Source organism: Streptomyces sp. NPDC097981, from assembly GCF_040302565.1.
Classification (GTDB): Bacteria; Actinomycetota; Actinomycetes; order Streptomycetales; family Streptomycetaceae; genus Streptomyces.
This window is the reverse complement of sequence record NZ_JBEORW010000013.1, coordinates 127,090-142,575: the sequence shown is the minus strand read 5'-3', so window position 1 is coordinate 142,575 and position 15,486 is coordinate 127,090. Positions and strand designations below refer to the sequence as shown.

13 protein-coding genes are annotated in these 15,486 nt (G+C 72.5%); 7 read left to right on the top strand and 6 right to left on the bottom strand.

The annotated features are described in order from the left end of the window. Nucleotides 1–2: 2 nt before the first annotated feature. The gene (gene allB, locus ABTY04_RS15645) at nucleotides 3–1,343 is read right to left on the bottom strand and encodes an allantoinase AllB (RefSeq protein WP_352213907.1); all 1,341 of its coding nucleotides are present in this window, start codon (nucleotides 1,341–1,343) and stop codon (nucleotides 3–5) included. Nucleotides 1,344–1,672: 329 nt separating this feature from the next. Between allB and ABTY04_RS15640 the strand changes: the two genes are divergently transcribed. Beyond that, nucleotides 1,673–2,476 (top strand): IclR family transcriptional regulator, encoded by an 804-nt coding sequence (locus ABTY04_RS15640; protein ID WP_352213906.1) that lies wholly within the window; start codon nucleotides 1,673–1,675, stop codon nucleotides 2,474–2,476. Between the two features lie 176 nt (nucleotides 2,477–2,652). Here ABTY04_RS15640 and ABTY04_RS15635 read toward each other — a convergent pair whose 3' ends face one another. Beyond that, nucleotides 2,653–3,366 carry an ABC transporter ATP-binding protein gene (locus ABTY04_RS15635; protein ID WP_352213905.1) on the bottom strand — a complete coding sequence of 238 codons (714 nt, stop codon included), beginning with the start codon at nucleotides 3,364–3,366 and terminating at the stop codon, nucleotides 2,653–2,655. Next, nucleotides 3,363–4,451: an ABC transporter permease gene (locus ABTY04_RS15630; RefSeq protein ID WP_352213904.1), complete on the bottom strand. Its 1,089-nt coding sequence runs from the start codon at nucleotides 4,449–4,451 to the stop codon at nucleotides 3,363–3,365. Before ABTY04_RS15630 ends, ABTY04_RS15635 begins: the two co-directional genes overlap by 4 nt. A 134-nt stretch (nucleotides 4,452–4,585) precedes the next feature. On the opposite strand from ABTY04_RS15630, the gene ABTY04_RS15625 reads away from it, so the two are divergent. Beyond that, the gene (locus ABTY04_RS15625) at nucleotides 4,586–5,962 is read left to right on the top strand and encodes a sensor histidine kinase (RefSeq protein WP_352213903.1); all 1,377 of its coding nucleotides are present in this window, start codon (nucleotides 4,586–4,588) and stop codon (nucleotides 5,960–5,962) included. Next, nucleotides 5,962–6,591, top strand: coding sequence for a response regulator (locus ABTY04_RS15620; RefSeq protein ID WP_352213902.1), 630 nt, complete (start codon nucleotides 5,962–5,964; stop codon nucleotides 6,589–6,591). Before ABTY04_RS15625 ends, ABTY04_RS15620 begins: the two co-directional genes overlap by 1 nt. Before the next feature lie 30 nt (nucleotides 6,592–6,621). On the opposite strand, the gene yczR is transcribed toward ABTY04_RS15620, so the two are convergent. Next, nucleotides 6,622–8,109 (bottom strand): MocR-like transcription factor YczR, encoded by a 1,488-nt coding sequence (gene yczR / locus ABTY04_RS15615; RefSeq protein WP_352213901.1) that lies wholly within the window; start codon nucleotides 8,107–8,109, stop codon nucleotides 6,622–6,624. A gap of 245 nt (nucleotides 8,110–8,354) precedes the next feature. Here yczR and ABTY04_RS15610 point away from each other — a divergent pair, with 245 nt between their 5' ends. From ABTY04_RS15610 to ABTY04_RS15595, 4 genes are all read left to right on the top strand, one after another. Continuing rightward, complete coding sequence (locus ABTY04_RS15610) at nucleotides 8,355–8,984, top strand: nucleotidyltransferase family protein (protein ID WP_352213900.1); 630 nt, start codon at nucleotides 8,355–8,357, stop codon at nucleotides 8,982–8,984. Nucleotides 8,985–9,257: 273 nt separating this feature from the next. Beyond that, the gene (gene aceB, locus ABTY04_RS15605) at nucleotides 9,258–10,877 is read left to right on the top strand and encodes a malate synthase A (RefSeq protein WP_352213899.1); all 1,620 of its coding nucleotides are present in this window, start codon (nucleotides 9,258–9,260) and stop codon (nucleotides 10,875–10,877) included. Between the two features lie 489 nt (nucleotides 10,878–11,366). Continuing rightward, nucleotides 11,367–12,488 carry a GDSL-type esterase/lipase family protein gene (locus ABTY04_RS15600; RefSeq protein WP_352213946.1) on the top strand — a complete coding sequence of 374 codons (1,122 nt, stop codon included), beginning with the start codon at nucleotides 11,367–11,369 and terminating at the stop codon, nucleotides 12,486–12,488. A 42-nt stretch (nucleotides 12,489–12,530) separates the two neighbouring features. Continuing rightward, entirely contained in the window at nucleotides 12,531–13,142 is a 612-nt protein-coding gene (locus ABTY04_RS15595; RefSeq protein WP_352213898.1) for a 3'-5' exoribonuclease domain-containing protein, read from the top strand. Nucleotides 13,143–13,192: 50 nt separating this feature from the next. On the opposite strand, the gene ABTY04_RS15590 is transcribed toward ABTY04_RS15595, so the two are convergent. Together ABTY04_RS15590 and ABTY04_RS15585 are read right to left on the bottom strand one after the other, a co-directional pair. Beyond that, complete coding sequence (locus ABTY04_RS15590; RefSeq protein ID WP_352213897.1) at nucleotides 13,193–13,555, bottom strand: hypothetical protein; 363 nt, start codon at nucleotides 13,553–13,555, stop codon at nucleotides 13,193–13,195. A gap of 186 nt (nucleotides 13,556–13,741) precedes the next feature. After that, nucleotides 13,742–15,133 (bottom strand): nucleobase:cation symporter-2 family protein, encoded by a 1,392-nt coding sequence (locus tag ABTY04_RS15585; RefSeq protein ID WP_352213945.1) that lies wholly within the window; start codon nucleotides 15,131–15,133, stop codon nucleotides 13,742–13,744. Nucleotides 15,134–15,486: the final 353 nt, after the last annotated feature.

Below are 15,486 nucleotides of genomic sequence, written 5' to 3'. Positions count from 1 at the left end.
TGTCAGTTCTGCCTTTCAAGGAGTCGGCCCGTGGGCTCGGTCGGGGTGCCGTGGTCGGCGATCTGCGTACCGCGCAGCCAGGTGGACTTCACGACGCCGTGCAGGGTCTTGCCCGCGTACGCCGTGACCTGGTTGCGGTGGTGCAGTTCCGCGGGATCCACGGTGAAGGTCTCTTCGGGGGCCAGCACGGCGAAGTCGGCGTCGCGGCCGGCCTCGATCGCGCCCTTGCCGGCGAGGCCCGCGAGGGCGGCGGGGGCGGCGGACATCCAGCGCACCACGTCCTCCAGGGTGCGGCCGCGGCGCCGGGCCTCGGTCCAGATCGCCGGCAGGCCGAGCTGCAGGGAGGAGATGCCGCCCCACGCGGTGGAGAAGTCGGCCGTCTTCAGGTCCGCCGTGGAGGGCGAGTGGTCGGAGACGATGCAGTCGATGGTGCCCTCGGCGAGCGCGTCCCACAGGAGGTCCTGGTTGGCGGCCTCGCGGATGGGCGGGCAGCACTTGAACTCACTGGCGCCGTCGGGCACTTCCTCGGCCGTGAGGGTGAGGTAGTGCGGGCAGGACTCGACGGTGATCCGGACGCCCTCGGCCTTGGCCGCGGCGATCAGCGGCAGCGCGTCGGAGGAGGACAGGTGCAGTACGTGGACGCGCGCGTTCAGCCGCTTCGCCTGGGCGATCAGGTTCCCGATCGCGGTGTTCTCGGCGTCGCGCGGGCGGGAGGCGAGGAAGTCGGCGTACTTGGGCCCCGGGACGACCGGCGCGGAGTCCAGGTGGTGCGGGTCCTCGGCGTGCACGATCATCAGACCGCCGAAGCCGGTGATCTCGGCGAGCGAGGCGGCCAGCTGCTCCTGGTCGAGCTCGGGGAACTCGTCGACGCCGGAGGGCGACAGGAAGCACTTGAAGCCGTAGACGCCGGCGTCGTGCAGCGGGCGCAGGTCCTTGACGTTGTCCGGCAGGGCGCCGCCCCAGAAGCCGACGTCCACGTGCGCCTTGGCCAGGGCGACCTCCCGCTTGACGCGGAGGTTGTCGACCGTGGTGGTCGGCGGCAGGGAGTTGAGCGGCATGTCGAGGATCGTGGTGACGCCTCCGGCCGCGGCGGCGCGGGTGGCCGTCCAGAAGCCCTCCCACTCGGTGCGGCCCGGGTCGTTCACGTGCACGTGGGTGTCGACCAGGCCGGGGAGCAGGACGTCGTCGCCGAAGTCCTCGACCCGGGCACCGGCCGGTACCTCGGCGTCGTGCGGCAGTACGGCGACGATCTTCCCGGCGGCGACGGCGACCGAAGCGGCGCGCGTCCCCTCGGGGGTGATGACGCGAGTCGAGCGCAGTACCAGTTCCACGTCGTCGGACACGCCGGAACCTCCCCATCTACTTCCACAGAGCGAAATTCAACGTTCTGTTGACGGAGTCTCGCCGCCGATCCGGAGCCAGTCAAGAGCGCCCGGAGGGAGCACTGACACGCCGAAGCCGCAATTGGATGTTTCCACAGAATGGAATTAAGATTTCACTATCCAGAATGTAGCTATCACCACCGGAGGGCGGGCAGGTAACTTCCCGAGGACATCCGCCACCCGGACAAACCCCATCTGACCGGCGGGGACGGCTTCGACCCGGCTCTAGGGCCGACGCCGACCGACCGGTAGGCTGCTTCCTTGCCTGCCAGCACCGAAAGGACCGCGCCGTGCCGACGTCCAGCGCCAGCACCACCGACGCTTCCGCCAAGCCCACCGCCGCCGGCGGTGGCGTCCAGTCCCTTGAGCGCGCCTTCGATCTGCTCGAACGCATGGCCGATGCCGGGGGCGAGGTCGGCCTGAGCGAGCTCTCCACCGCCAGCGGTCTGCCGCTGCCCACCATCCACCGCCTCATGCGCACCCTCGTGGCATGCGGCTACGTCCGGCAGCAGCCCAATCGACGGTACTCCCTCGGCCCCCGGCTGATCCGCCTCGGCGAGTCCGCGTCGCGCCTGCTGGGGACCTGGGCCCGGCCGTACCTCGCCCGTCTGGTCGAGGAGACCGGCGAGACGGCCAACATGGCCCTGCTCGACGGCGACGAGATCGTCTACGTCGCCCAGGTGCCGTCCAAGCACTCCATGCGCATGTTCACCGAGGTCGGCCGCCGGGTGCTGCCGCACTCCACCGGCGTGGGCAAGGCGCTGCTCGCGTACACCCCCGCCGACGAGGTGCGGGCCCTGCTGGCGCGCACCGGGATGCCGGCCGCGACCGAGAAGACCATCACCACGCCCGAAGGCTTCCTGGAGGCCCTGGAGCAGGTCCGCAAGGTCGGCTACGCGGTCGACGACAACGAGCAGGAGATAGGAGTCCGCTGCCTCGCCGTGTCGGTGCCGAACTCGCCGACCGCCGCCGCGATCTCCATCTCGGGCCCGGCCGGACGGGTGACCGAGGGCCTGACGGACTCGATCGTGCCGATCCTGCAGAACGTCGCGGCCGAGCTGTCCGTGGCCCTGCAGAGCCAGAACCCCGCGTAGGTTCCGGCCCCGGCGCTTGGTGCACGAAGGCCCCGGCTGGTGCACGAAGGCCCCGGCTGGTGCACGAAGGCCCCGGCTGGTGCACGAAGGCCCCGGCTGGTGCACGAAGGCCCCGGCCCCCTCTGTTCCGAGGGGGGCCGGGGCCTTCGTACGTGCGCCGTGGCGGAAGCGGCCGCTCAGGCTGCCGGGACCGCCTCGGACTCCTGCTCCGGTTCCGATCGCGACTGCGACAGGCGGCCGTCCGTCATCGTCGCCGTCCGGTCCATCCGGTCCAGGTGGGCGTGGTCGTGGGTGACCAGCACGGTCGCCGTGGAGCGCTCGCGGGTCAGGGTGACCAGCAGGTCGAGTACGGCCGCCCCGCGCTCGTGGTCCAGGGCGCTCGTGGGCTCGTCGACCAGGAGCACGGCTGGCTCGTTCATCAGGGCGCGGGCGATGTTGACCCGCTGGCGCTGCCCGCCGGAGAGCTGGTGGGGCCGCTTGTCGGCCTTGTCGGCCAGGCCCACCGCGTCCAGCAGTCCCAGCGCGCGGCGGCGCAGCGTCCGCGAGGGCCGGCCCGACAGGTGCGCCATCACCAGGAGCTGCTCGGCCGCGGTGAGCGAGGGCAGCAGGTTCGGCTGCTGGAAGACGATGCCGATCCGCTCCCGCCGCAGGGCCGACTTCTCGGCCGCGCTCAGGCGTGCGGTGTCCTGGCCGGCCACCACCACCTGCCCGGCGTCCGGGGTGACCAGGGTGGCGGCGACCGCCAGCAGGCTGGACTTGCCGGAACCGGAGGGTCCGATCACCGCGGTCAGGGTGCCCGCGGGCACCTCCAGGCGGACCCGGTCGAGGGCGGTGAGCCGGCTCTCGCCGTCCGGGTACGTGAGCGTGACGTCGTGCACGAGGAGGGTCATCGGGCGCTCCCGAGAGCGGTCAGGGGGTCGACGGCGGTGATCCGCCGGATGGACAGGGCCGCGCCCAGCGCACCGAGCGCGATCATGATCGCGGCGGGCACCAGCACGGTCGCGGTGTCGAGGACGAAGGGCACGTTGCCGCCGCTGATCAGCGCGCCGAACGCGGCGGCGATCGCCGTGCCGAGCCCGGTGCCGATCGCGAGCATCACCACGGCCTGGCCGAGGGCGTCCTTCAGCAGGTACGGGGTGGAGGCACCCAGCGCCTTCAGCACGGCGATGTCGCCGCTGCGCTGGATCGTCCACACGGTGAAGAAGGCCCCTATGACCAGGGCGGAGATGACAAAGAGGAAGCCGCGCATCAGCTGGAGCGAGCCGTTCTCGGCCTGGTAGGAGCCTATGGCGCCGAGCGCCTCGTCGATGGTCTGGGCCTTGGTGGCGGCGGCCCGGTCGCCGGCGGCGAGGTCCGCGGAACCGGCGGTGTCGAGCGCGATCACGGTGGCGAGGGTCTCGGCGGAGGTGCCGGGGTTGCCGATGCGCTGCCAGTCGTTCAGATCCATCCAGACGACCGGGGTGTGGCTGTAGGCGGCGGTGCCGGAGACGGCGGCCACGGTCAGCTCCAGCGGGCCGATCTTCAGCCGGTCGCCCGCGGCGAGGCCGCCGAGCTCCTTCGCGGCCTTCTCGGCGAGAACCACCCGCCCCTGGGCGAGGCCGCTCCCGCGCGGTCCGAGGGGGCCGGCCGGGTCGACGCCGAAGACGGAGACCGCCGCGGTGCGCCCGCCCGCCACCGCGTTGGTGGTGCGGATGCCGAGCGGCTCGGCCGACTTCACGCCGGGCCGGGCCCGCCAGGCCTGCCAGGCCTTCTCGGACACCTGGGAGTTGGTGAAGGACACCTTCTGGTCCCCCGCGGGCGCGGCGAAGGCCAGACGGCCGGCGGGCAGCCCGGTGACGGCCGAGATGTTCTCCCGGGCCAGGCCGGCGGTGAGCCCGGACAACAGGCCGACCAGCAGCGTGATCAGCAGTACGACCGAGCCCATGAGGGCGAAGCGGCCCTTGGCGAACCGTAGATCTCTCCATGCGACGAACATGGTCCCCACCTTGGTCTTCCACAGGGACCGGGGGCATCGCGCCACGGTAGCGATCCCGGTATCGAAGGACGCATCCCGACATCAAACTTTCGATTGACCGGGGGCCGCGGGCACGCGCTTAGGCTGGTCGGGCCATGGCTGATCCGGAATCCCCCGCTCCCCGCCCCCTCACCCCCGTCTCGCGCGTCCTGCGCCTGTGCCTGCACGCGCTGCTGTTCGGGCTGCTCGCGCTGGCCGCCGGGCGGGCCGTCACCGACTCCCCGCCGCGCGCCGGCTGGGTGGTCGCCGGCTGCGCGGTGCTGGCCGCCGTGTACGCGGCCGGCGTACTGGCTCCGGCGGTGCACCGCTCGCCGCGTGCGGGGGCGGTGTGGCTGGCCGCTCTCGGCGCGGCCTGGGCGGGGCTGCTGGTGGTCTCCCCCGACGGGCTGTGGATCGCCTTCCCGCTGTACTTCCTGGAGCTGCACCTGCTGCGGCTGCGCTGGGGCGTCGCGGCCGTCGCGGTGACCGCGTGCGCGGCGATCGGCGGCTTCCTGGGGCACAGCAGCGCGGTGACGCCCGGGGCCTTCCTCGGACCGCTGATCGGCGGGGCCGTGGCGGTGGCGACCGTACTGGGCTACCAGGCGCTGTACCGCGAGAGCGAGCGCCGCCGCGAGCTGATCGAGGAGCTCATCGCCACCCGGGCCGAACTGGCCGCGGCCGAGCGGGACGCCGGGATCCTGGCCGAGCGGGAGCGGCTGGCACGGGAGATCCACGACACCCTGGCGCAGGGGCTGTCCTCCATCCAGCTGCTGCTGCGCGCGGCGGAGCGGTCACTGGCCGAAGGGGCGGCGGCCGGCCCGGCCACCCCCGCGTCCGGCCCGGCCCGGCCGGGCGGGGCCGGCGCGGGCGGCGGGGCTGGCGCGGGCAGCGGGGCTGGCGCTGGCGGTGCGGGAAGCCCCGGCTCCGCGTGGCGCGGGCCTGCCCCCGCATCCGGCCCGGCCACCGCCGGCCCCGCCCCCGCCGACCCGGTGACGGCGGCCCTGGGCCACATCGGCCGGGCCCGGGAGGCCGCCCAGGAGAACCTCGCCGAGGCGCGTCGCTTCGTACGGGCGCTCACCCCGCCGGACCTGGAGCACGGCTCCCTCGCCGCCGCACTGGAGCGGCTGTGCACGGCCGTTCCCGGGCCTCGCGTCCGCTTCTGCCTGAGCGGCACGCCCCGGGTCCTGCCCACCCCGTACGAGGTGGCCCTGCTGCGGATCGCGCAGTCGGCGCTGGCCAACGTGGTGAGGCATGCCGGGGCCGGGCGCGCCGAGATCACCCTGACCTTCATGGACACCTCGGTGACGCTGGACATCGTGGACGACGGGTCCGGCTTCGATCCCTCCTCGGCCCCCTCCGGCGAGGGCGGCTTCGGGCTGCCGGCGATGCGTTCGCGGGCCGAGACGCTGGGCGGCCTGTTCACCGTGGAGTCCGCGCCGGGCCAGGGCACCGCCGTGGCCGTCACCCTGCCGCTGCCGCTGGAGGCACCCTGATGACGATCCGTCTGCTGCTGGCCGACGACCACCCGGTGGTCCGGGCCGGGCTGCGCGCGGTGCTGGACACCGAGCCGGACTTCGCCGTGATCGCGGAGGCCGCCACCGCCGAGCGGGCGGTGGAGCTGGCCGCCTCCGAGGCGGTGGACGTGGTCCTGATGGACCTCCAGTTCGGCGCGGGCATGCACGGATCGGCGGCGACGGCCGCGATCACCGCCCGGCCCGGGGCCCCCCGGGTCCTGGTCCTGACCACGTACGACACGGACGCGGACATCCTGGCCGCCGTCGAGGCGGGCGCGTCGGGCTACCTGCTGAAGGACGCCCCGCCGGAGGAGCTCGCGGCGGCGGTCCGCACGGCGGCGGCGGGCCAGTCGGCGCTGGCCCCGGCGGTGGCGCTGCGGCTGATGGACCGCATGCGGACGCCCGCGGAGGCGTTGACGAAGCGGGAGCTGGAGGTGCTCCAGCTGGTCGCGGACGGTCTGTCGAACCAGCAGATCTCGAAGAAGCTCTTCCTGAGCCAGGCCACGGTCAAGTCCCACCTGGTCCACATCTACGCCAAGCTCGGCGTCGACTCCCGCACCTCGGCGGTGGCCGCGGCCGCCACCCGCCGCCTGATCCGCACCCCGTAGCTCCGCTGCGCGGCGAAGACCGTTGCACTACTACGCCACCCAGTGCGGCCGTTCCACCGCCGGGGTCAGCGGGACACCCTCGTGGAAGGCTGCCGCCAGGCGGCGGACCCCCTCGTCCAGGCGGTCCGCCGGCAGGGTGTACGGGATCCGCAGCCGGTGCTCGAAGGTGCCCGCGTCCACCCCGAAGCGGGCGCCGCGCCCGATGTACACCCCGTCGGCGGCCGCCCGCTCCGCGAGCGCCGAACTCACCGGCTCCCCCAGGTCGACCCAGAGCGACAGCCCGCCCGGCGGCAGCTGCCACGACCACTCCGGAGTGTGCCGTTCCAGCGCGCGCACCAGCGCCTCCCGCTGCTCCCGGAGCTGCGCGATGCGCGTCGGCAGGGTCCGCTCCAGACCCTGCAGCAGCGGCAGCGCCACCAGCTGGTCCAGCACCGAGCCCGTCATGTCGGCGGCCACCTTCACGGCCGTCAGCTCCGTGATCATCTTCGAGGCGGCCCGGACCCACCCCACCCGCAGTCCGCCCCAGTGGGTCTTGCTGAGCGAGCCGATCGTCACCACGTGGTCCGCCCCGCCCCTCGGCGCCAGCGAGGCCAGGGGCGCCGGCGCCGGCACGTCCAGGGCGATGTCGGCGATGGTCTCGTCGACCACCAGCCAGGTCCCGGTCCGCCGCGTCGCCGACAGCAGCCGCAGCCGCTGCTCCTGAGGCATCAGCGCGCCCGTCGGGTTGTGGAAGTCCGGGACCACGTACGCCAGCCTCGGCACGGTCTGCCGCAGCGTAGACTCGGCGATCTCCATGTCCCAGCCCCTGTCGGACACGGCGATCGACCCGGTGCGCAGCCGCGCGAGCCGCAGGGCGTCCAGGGCGTTCGCGTACGTGGGGTTCTCGGTCACCACCCGGTCCCCGGGCCGGCACAGCAGGCTCATGACCAGTGTGAACGCCTGCTGGGCGCCGGCCGTGACCAGGATCTGCTCGGGGCGGGTCGCCAGCCCGCGCCGGGTGAACCGTTCGGCGACGGCGCTGCGCAGGTCGGGCAGGCCGAAGGGGTGGTAGCCGGGGCTCCGGGCGAGCCCCGGCAGCCGGGGCGCGGCCCAGGCGAGGGCCTCGGCGAGGCTGTCCTGCGGCGCGCCCACCGCGGCGATGGCCAGGTCGATCCCGGGTTCGCCGTCGGGGATGTACCCGCCGGATCCGGCCAGCAGGTGCGCGCCGACCGGGCCGTGGCCCTCGGGGAGCTCGGTCCAGGTGCCGGAGCCGCGCCGGCTGCGGACGTAGCCGCTCTCGCGCAGCAGGTCGTAGGCCCCGGTCACGGTGGCCCGGCTGGCACCGAGCGCCTCGGCGAGCTCGCGCTCGGCGGGCATCCGTATGTGCAGGGCGATCCGGCCGTCGAGGATCAGGGTCCGCACGGCGTCGGCGAGGGCGCGGTACCCGGGGCGGGCCAGCACCTCGGAGGGCAGCAGGGCCGCGAGCTGGCGACTGCCGAGGGTTCTGTCCGTCGTCTGGACGACTCGCCCGTTTGCCATGCCAACCTCCCCTGATTGGCACTGCCGACCAGGCCAATCCGGGGTCCAGACTCGCGGTATTGGCCCCCGATTGGCAAGGAGACCGCCGTGTCGAACCCGCTGACCGACCGTGAAGAACGCGCCCTGGCGAGCGCCGTCGAGAACCGGATCTCCGCGCCGCTGCGCCTCGGGGCCGCGCTGGCAGCCGTACGGCGCCTCCTGGCGCGGCGGGCTCCCGCGGCCGCGCAGGGGCGAGAATCGCTGCCATGTCTGCCAACGCAACCACCCGGTCCCCGTCCCAGTCCCCTGGCCCCGTGATCGCGGGCCTGCTCCTCGCGGCCGGCGGCGGCCGGCGCCTCGGCGGGCGCCCCAAGGCCCTGCTCCCCTACCGCGGCCGGCCGCTCGTCGAGAACGCGGTACGGGTGCTGCGCGAGGCGGGCTGCGGTCCGCTCCACGTGGTGCTCGGCGCCTCCGCGGCCGAGGTCCGCGAGCGCGCGGACCTGGCCGGCTGCGTGGTCGTGGACAACCCCGACTGGGCGGAGGGCATGGGCTCCTCCCTGCGCGTGGGCCTCGCCTCGCTCGCCGGCACGGGTGCCGCCGCGGCGCTCGTCTCCCTGGTGGACCAGCCGGGCATCGGGCCCGCGGCCGTGGCCCGGGTGCGGGAGGCGTACCGCTCCCCCGCGAGCCTCGTGGCGGCGGCCTACGGCGGAGAGCGCGGCCATCCGGTGCTCTTCGGCGCGGACCGCTGGGCGGACATCGCGGCGACGGCGACGGGAGACAGGGGCGCGCGGGTGCACCTGACGGATCACGCGGACGAGCTCACGCTGGTGGAGTGCGGGGACATCGCCGAGGCCTTCGACATCGACACCCCGCCCGACCTGGCACGACTGGCTTGAGCGCCGGTTGAGCGCGGTCTGAGCGGGCAGTGACGAAGGTGGCACTGAGGGCCACCGGACGCCGGAATCTGTCGACCCGGAGAATCTCGACATCAACAAACCATTGAACTTCCACCATAAGGAAATTACTATCCACTGGTCAGAAGCGCCCTGAACCCCCAGACGGCGCCCGCGACCGTATCCCGGAACTCTCCACACCCGACGGCACTGCGTGCCGTCCTGCGCGAGCATTCCCCGCGGCCGCCAGGCACCGCCGCTGAAGGAGTGACAGATATGTCCGCACCAGCGCCGTCATCGCTGGCCATCGTCGACGCCGAGCCCCTGCCCCGGCAGGACGAAGTCCTGACGGAGGCCGCCCTGGCCTTCGTGGCCGAGCTCCACCAGCGGTTCACGCCCCGCCGCGACGAGCTCCTCGCCCGCCGTGCCGAGCGCCGCGCCGAAATCGCCCGCACCTCCCACCTCGACTTCCTCCCGGACACCGCACAGGTCCGCGAGGGCGACTGGAAGGTCGCGCCGGCCCCGGCCGCACTGAACGACCGTCGCGTGGAGATCACCGGTCCGACCGACCGCAAGATGACCGTCAACGCCCTGAATTCGGGCGCCCGGGTCTGGCTCGCCGACTTCGAGGACGCCTCGGCCCCCACCTGGGAGAACGTCGTCCTCGGCCAGCTCAACCTCATCGACGCCTACGAGCGCCGCATCGACTTCACGGACGCGCGCACGGGCAAGTCGTACGCCCTGAAGCCCGCCGAGCAGCTGGCGACCGTCGTGATGCGCCCGCGCGGCTGGCACCTCGAGGAGCGCCACCTCCAGATCGACGGCCGCCCGATCCCCGGCGCCCTGGTCGACTTCGGCCTCTACTTCTTCCACAACGCCAAGCGCCTCATCTCGCTCGGCAAGGGCCCGTACTTCTACCTGCCGAAGACGGAGTCGCACCTGGAGGCGCGCCTCTGGAACGAGATCTTCGTCTTCGCCCAGGACTACGTCGGGATCCCGCAGGGCACCGTCCGCGCGACGGTCCTGATCGAGACCATCACGGCCGCGTACGAGATGGAGGAGATCCTCTACGAGCTGCGCGACCACGCGGCGGGCCTGAACGCGGGCCGCTGGGACTACCTCTTCTCCATCGTGAAGAACTTCCGCGACGGCGGCGAGAAGTTCGTCCTCCCGGACCGCAACGCGGTGACGATGACGGCCCCGTTCATGCGGGCGTACACCGAGCTGCTGGTCCGCACCTGCCACAAGCGCGGCGCGCACGCGATCGGCGGCATGGCGGCCTTCATCCCGTCCCGCAAGGACGCCGAGGTCAACCGGGTCGCGTTCGAGAAGGTCAAGGCCGACAAGGACCGCGAGGCGGGCGACGGCTTCGACGGCTCGTGGGTCGCCCACCCCGACCTGGTCCCGATCGCGATGGCCTCGTTCGACGCGGTCCTCGGCGAGAAGCCGAACCAGAAGGACCGGCTGCGCGAGGACGTCGCGGTGGCCCCGGGCGAGCTCATCGCGATCGACTCGCTGGACGCGAAGCCCACGTACGAGGGCCTGCGCAACGCGGTCCAGGTCGGCACCCGCTACATCGAGGCCTGGCTGCGCGGCCTGGGCGCCGTCGGCATCTTCGGCCTGATGGAGGATGCGGCCACCGCCGAGATCTCCCGCTCGCAGATCTGGCAGTGGATCAACGCCGGCGTCGTGTTCGAGAACGGCGAGAGGGCCACCGCCGAGCTGACCCGCAAGATCGCCGCCGAGGAACTGGCCGCCATCCGCGCCGAGGTCGGCGAGGAGGCCTTCGCGGCCGGAAAGTGGCAGCAAGCCCACGACCTCCTCCTCCAGGTCTCCCTGGACGCGGACTACGCGGACTTCCTCACCCTCCCCGCATACGAGCAGCTCGTCGGCTGACACCCCGACTTCGGCTGAATCGCACAGCAGTCGAACCCCGGCTCCGCCCCCGCCGCCACCAGGCAGCGGGGGCGGAGCCGTTCTCGTGCCGCGGCCGGCCGAGCGCCCTGCCGCACGGGCCGGGCGCCCGTCGCGCCCCGCCCCGCCCCACGGTCCGCAACCGCCGGCGCCCGGGATCCCCACGCCGGGCCGGCGTGTGCAGCAGCTACGGCTGAACGCCGCAATCCGGCCGAGGGCAGGGCCCGTTCACGAGCCGAACGACCGGTCGGTCGTTACGTCATCGTAATCTGCGGCTACCTAGCGGTAACAACGTGCTCCATGTCACCTTTCCGGTGCCACCGGCCGGCGGTACCCCCACTTCCCCAGCCATGCACCGGAGTTCGCTCAGGCTTCGCCATGGCCTACCGCAGGAGTTCCGCAGTGATCGGATTCCGCAACGCCAGCAAGGACCGGGCCCGGAGTCGAGTGCGACGATTCGCCGGGGCCGGGATGGTTCTGCCGCTCGCCGTCGGCGCCCTGGTCGGCGGTTCCGCCGGGACCTCCGTGGCCAGCCCCGGGACCGGGCCCACCGCCGTGGTGTCCATGGGTGACAGTTACATATCCGGCGAGGCCGGCCGCTGGAAGGGCAACAGCCTCACCAACACCGGCAACCGCACCGGCACCGACCGGGCCTGGGTCAGCGGGAGCACCTACGACCCCTCGAAGGTCTACGGGAGCACCGCCGGGGGCTGCCACCGCTCCGACTCCGCCGAGGTCAGGAGTGCCGGGACGATCGCCGACACGGCCGTGAACCTGGCGTGTTCCGGGGCGACTTCCGAGAACGTCTTCCGCGCCTCCAACGGCGGCGTGCCCTTCAAGGGCGAGGCCCCGCAGGCCGATCAGCTCGCCGCCGTGGCGGCCGCGAACAACGTCAAGGTCATTGCGCTGTCCATCGGCGGGAACGACCTCGGCTTCGCCGACATCATCAAGGACTGCGCCCTCGACTTCGTCCTCTGGAACTCCTACTGCTACGACGACCAGCAGTACGCCGTCGACCAGAAGATCGACGCAGCCATGTCGAACGTCGGCAAGTCCGTGGACGAGATCCGCGCCGTGATGCGGGCCACCGGGTACGCCGACTCCTCGTACCGGATCGTGCTCCAGTCCTACCCGTCGCCGATCCCCCGCGGCGCGGAGAACCGGTACACGCAGAGCGACTGGAGCCGCCTCGACAGCGGCGGATGCCCCTTCTGGAACCGGGACTCCGACTGGGCCAGGGACTCGCTCGTGCCGCAGATCGCCGATCGCCTCAAGGGTGTCGCCGCGGCCAAGGGCGTGCAGTTCCTGGACCTGCGGGACATGATGCAGGGGCGCGAGGTGTGCGCCAAGGCCAGCAAGCAGGTGACCACCGCGGTGCCGGCCTCGGCGAAGACGAGCGAGTGGGCGCGCTGGATCGACAGCAGCGAGACGCAGGGGCTGGTCCAGGAGTCCATGCACCCGAACTACTTCGGCCAGCTCGCCGTAGGCCGCTGCCTGGCCCTGGCCGTCGCCCAGCCCGCCGCCTCGAACGTGAGCTGCAAGAACACGGCGGGGGCCGACCAGACGGGGATGTACCTGGCCCCGGCCTCGTAAATCGGATGATCTCCCGCGGTGCGGGCTGACATGCTCAGGCGCATGGCAGCCCGCACCGCACGCCCCAGCCTCTACATCTCCGTCGACATCGAGGCCGACGGCCCGATCCCCGGCCCGTACTCGATGATCAGCTTCGGCGCCGCCGTCGCGGGGCGGCAGGACGGCGCTTCGTATACGGCCGCGAACCCCGAGCAGCACACCTTCTACCGCGAACTCCGGCCGATCGGTGACCAGTACGTACCCGAGGCGCTCGCCGTCAGCGGCCTCGACCGGGACCGGCTGGTCCGGGAGGGCGCCGACCCCGGCGCGGCCATGGACGCCTTCCGGGCGTGGGTGCGCCGGGTGGCCGCGGACGCCGACGCCCAGCCCGTGATGTGCGGCTACCCGGCCTCCTTCGACTGGACCTTCCTGTACTGGTACTTGATGCGGTTCGGCGGCGACAGCCCCTTCGGGCACTCCGGCTGCCTCGACATGAAGACCCTGTACGCGGCCAAGGCGCGGGTCCCGCTGCGCGCCGCCGTCAAAGGGCGGATGCCGAAGGAACTGCTCTCCCGCCGCCGGCACACCCACCACGCCCTCGACGACGCGATCGAGCAGGCCGAGCTGATGACCAACCTGATGCTCTGGGAGGGTCCGGCGGACGGGCAGGGCTGACAGGACGGGCCACAGGCTGCGGGCTGCAGCCTGTGGCCCGCGGCCCTGGGTCAGCAGCTCTTCCAGGTCACGCCGGCGACGTAGAACCAGTCGCCGGCGGGCGCGTAGATCTCCACGTAGCGCGACGCGCCCTTGGGGCCGACGGCCGCGGAGTGGACCTCGTACCTGCCGTTGTACAGGTATCCGGACACCCGCGGGCACCGGCCGTCGGCCTTGTCGTCCGTGACGGTGGCCACCACGACGTTCTTGTTCTCGCAGTACTGGATCCACGCATGGCCTTCAGTCCGGCTGGAGTAAAAGGCGTCACCGCAATTCCAGTCGGCCCCGGCCGGTGCGGCCTCGGCAGGCCCGGCGAGCAGCGGGATGGCGAGCAGCGTGGCACTTCCCAGCAGTGCCGCGGTCTTCCTTCGCATGGCGGGGCTCCTTCGGTCCGGCATCGCAGACGCCTGTCTACACCGAGTTGACTGCCCGTCAGCCCCTTGCGGGGGTGGATGGCGCAATGGGGCTGCGCATACGACCGGGGCCGCGCTCTTGACGCGTGGCCGCACGCACCCGCCGGAGCCGCGCTGCACGGCTGCGCCGGAACGCCGGTACGGAGCTCAGTGCGCCGGCAGCGGTTCCGCGACCCCCTCGGCGGCCGTGGCCCGGCGGGTGCCGAGGTGGTTGAAGGCCAGGTTGAGCACGATGGCCACCACGCACCCGGTGCTGATGCCGGAGTCGAGGACGACCAGCAGGTCCTTCGGGAACGCGTGGTAGAAGTTCGGCGCCGCGATCGGGATCAGGCCGATACCGACCGAGGCGGCGACGATCAGGGCGTTCTCGCCCTTCTCCATGGCGGCGCCCGCCAGGGTCTGGATCCCGCTGGCCGCGACCGAGCCGAACAGCACGATGCCGGCGCCGCCGAGGACCGGCAGCGGGACCACTCCGATGACGGAGGCGGCCATCGGGCACAGGCCCAGCAGGATCAGGATGCCGCCGCCCGCGGCGACGACGAACCGGCTGCGCACCTTGGTCATCGCCACGAGCCCGATGTTCTGCGCGAAGGCACTGCACATGAAGCCGTTGAACAGCGGGCTGAGCGCACTGCCGAGCGTGTCGGCGCGCAGTCCGCCCTCGATGGTGTTCGCGTCCGCCGGACGGCCGACGATCTTGCCGAGGGCCAGGATGTCGGCGGTGGACTCGGTCATGCAGACGAGCATGACGATGCACATGGAGACGACGGCGGCGACCTGGAACTGCGGGGCACCGAAGTGGAAGGGCGTCGGGAAGCCCACCAGCGAGGCGTTCTTGACGGCGTCGAGGCTGGTCATGCCCAGCGGGAGGGCGATCAGCGTGCCCGCGACCAGCCCGAGCAGGATGGAGATCTGCTGGAGGAACCCGCGCAGGAACTTGCGCATCAGCAGGACGATCACGAGGGTGACGGCGGCCATGCCTATGTTCTTCATCGAGCCGTAGTCGGCGGCGGTGCGGTTACCGCCCTGCGACCAGTTGAAGGCCACGGGCAGCAGGGACACGCCGATCAAGGTGATGACCGTACCGGTGACCACGGGCGGGAAGAAGCGGACGAGTTTCCCGAAGTACGGGGCGGCGAGGAAGCCGACGACCCCGGCGACGATGATCGCGCCGAAGATGACGGGGATCGCGTGGTCCCCCTGGCCCTTGCCGATGGCGATCATCGGTGTCACACCGGCGAACGAGACGCCGTTGACGAAGGGGAGCCTGGCGCCGATCTTCCAGAAGCCGAGGGTCTGGAGGAGGGTGGCGAGGCCGGCGGTGAAGAGCGACGCGCCCATCAGGAACGCGGTCTCCGTGGCGGAGAGTCCGACGGCAGGGCCGACGATCATGGGCGGGGCGACGACACCCGCGTACATGGCGGCCACGTGCTGCAGGCCGCTCGTGAACATTTTCAGCGGAGGCAGGGTCTCGTCGACCGGGTGCTTCTCCTCCGGTATTGCGACTGCATCTTTGCGAAACCTGGGCGCCTGGGCCACGGCTTCCTCCGTTCGGTTGAACACGTCGGCAGGGACGTGGTGTCTTGGAGGTGGTGCGAAAGCGGTGCGAGTCGAGCCTGTGTATTGAGTTGTGGGATGCCGGGTGGCGGGGTGCCGTGGTCCACGGCATGCGGAAGCGATTCGCCCGAGTCGGTTCCACGGAAGGTGAAAGGCGGCGGTGGCACGAGTGACCACCCCCGGGGGCGCCCTCGGAAAACTCGGGCGCTCCCCGGGAACGGCTGCCGCGGACCCCGCTCGGGTCCGCGGCCTCCGGCCGGGGGGCCGGCCCCCCCGCCCGGGGTCAGGGGTTACCCCCCCGCCGCGGCCCGGGGGGGGGGCGGGGGGCCGGGGGG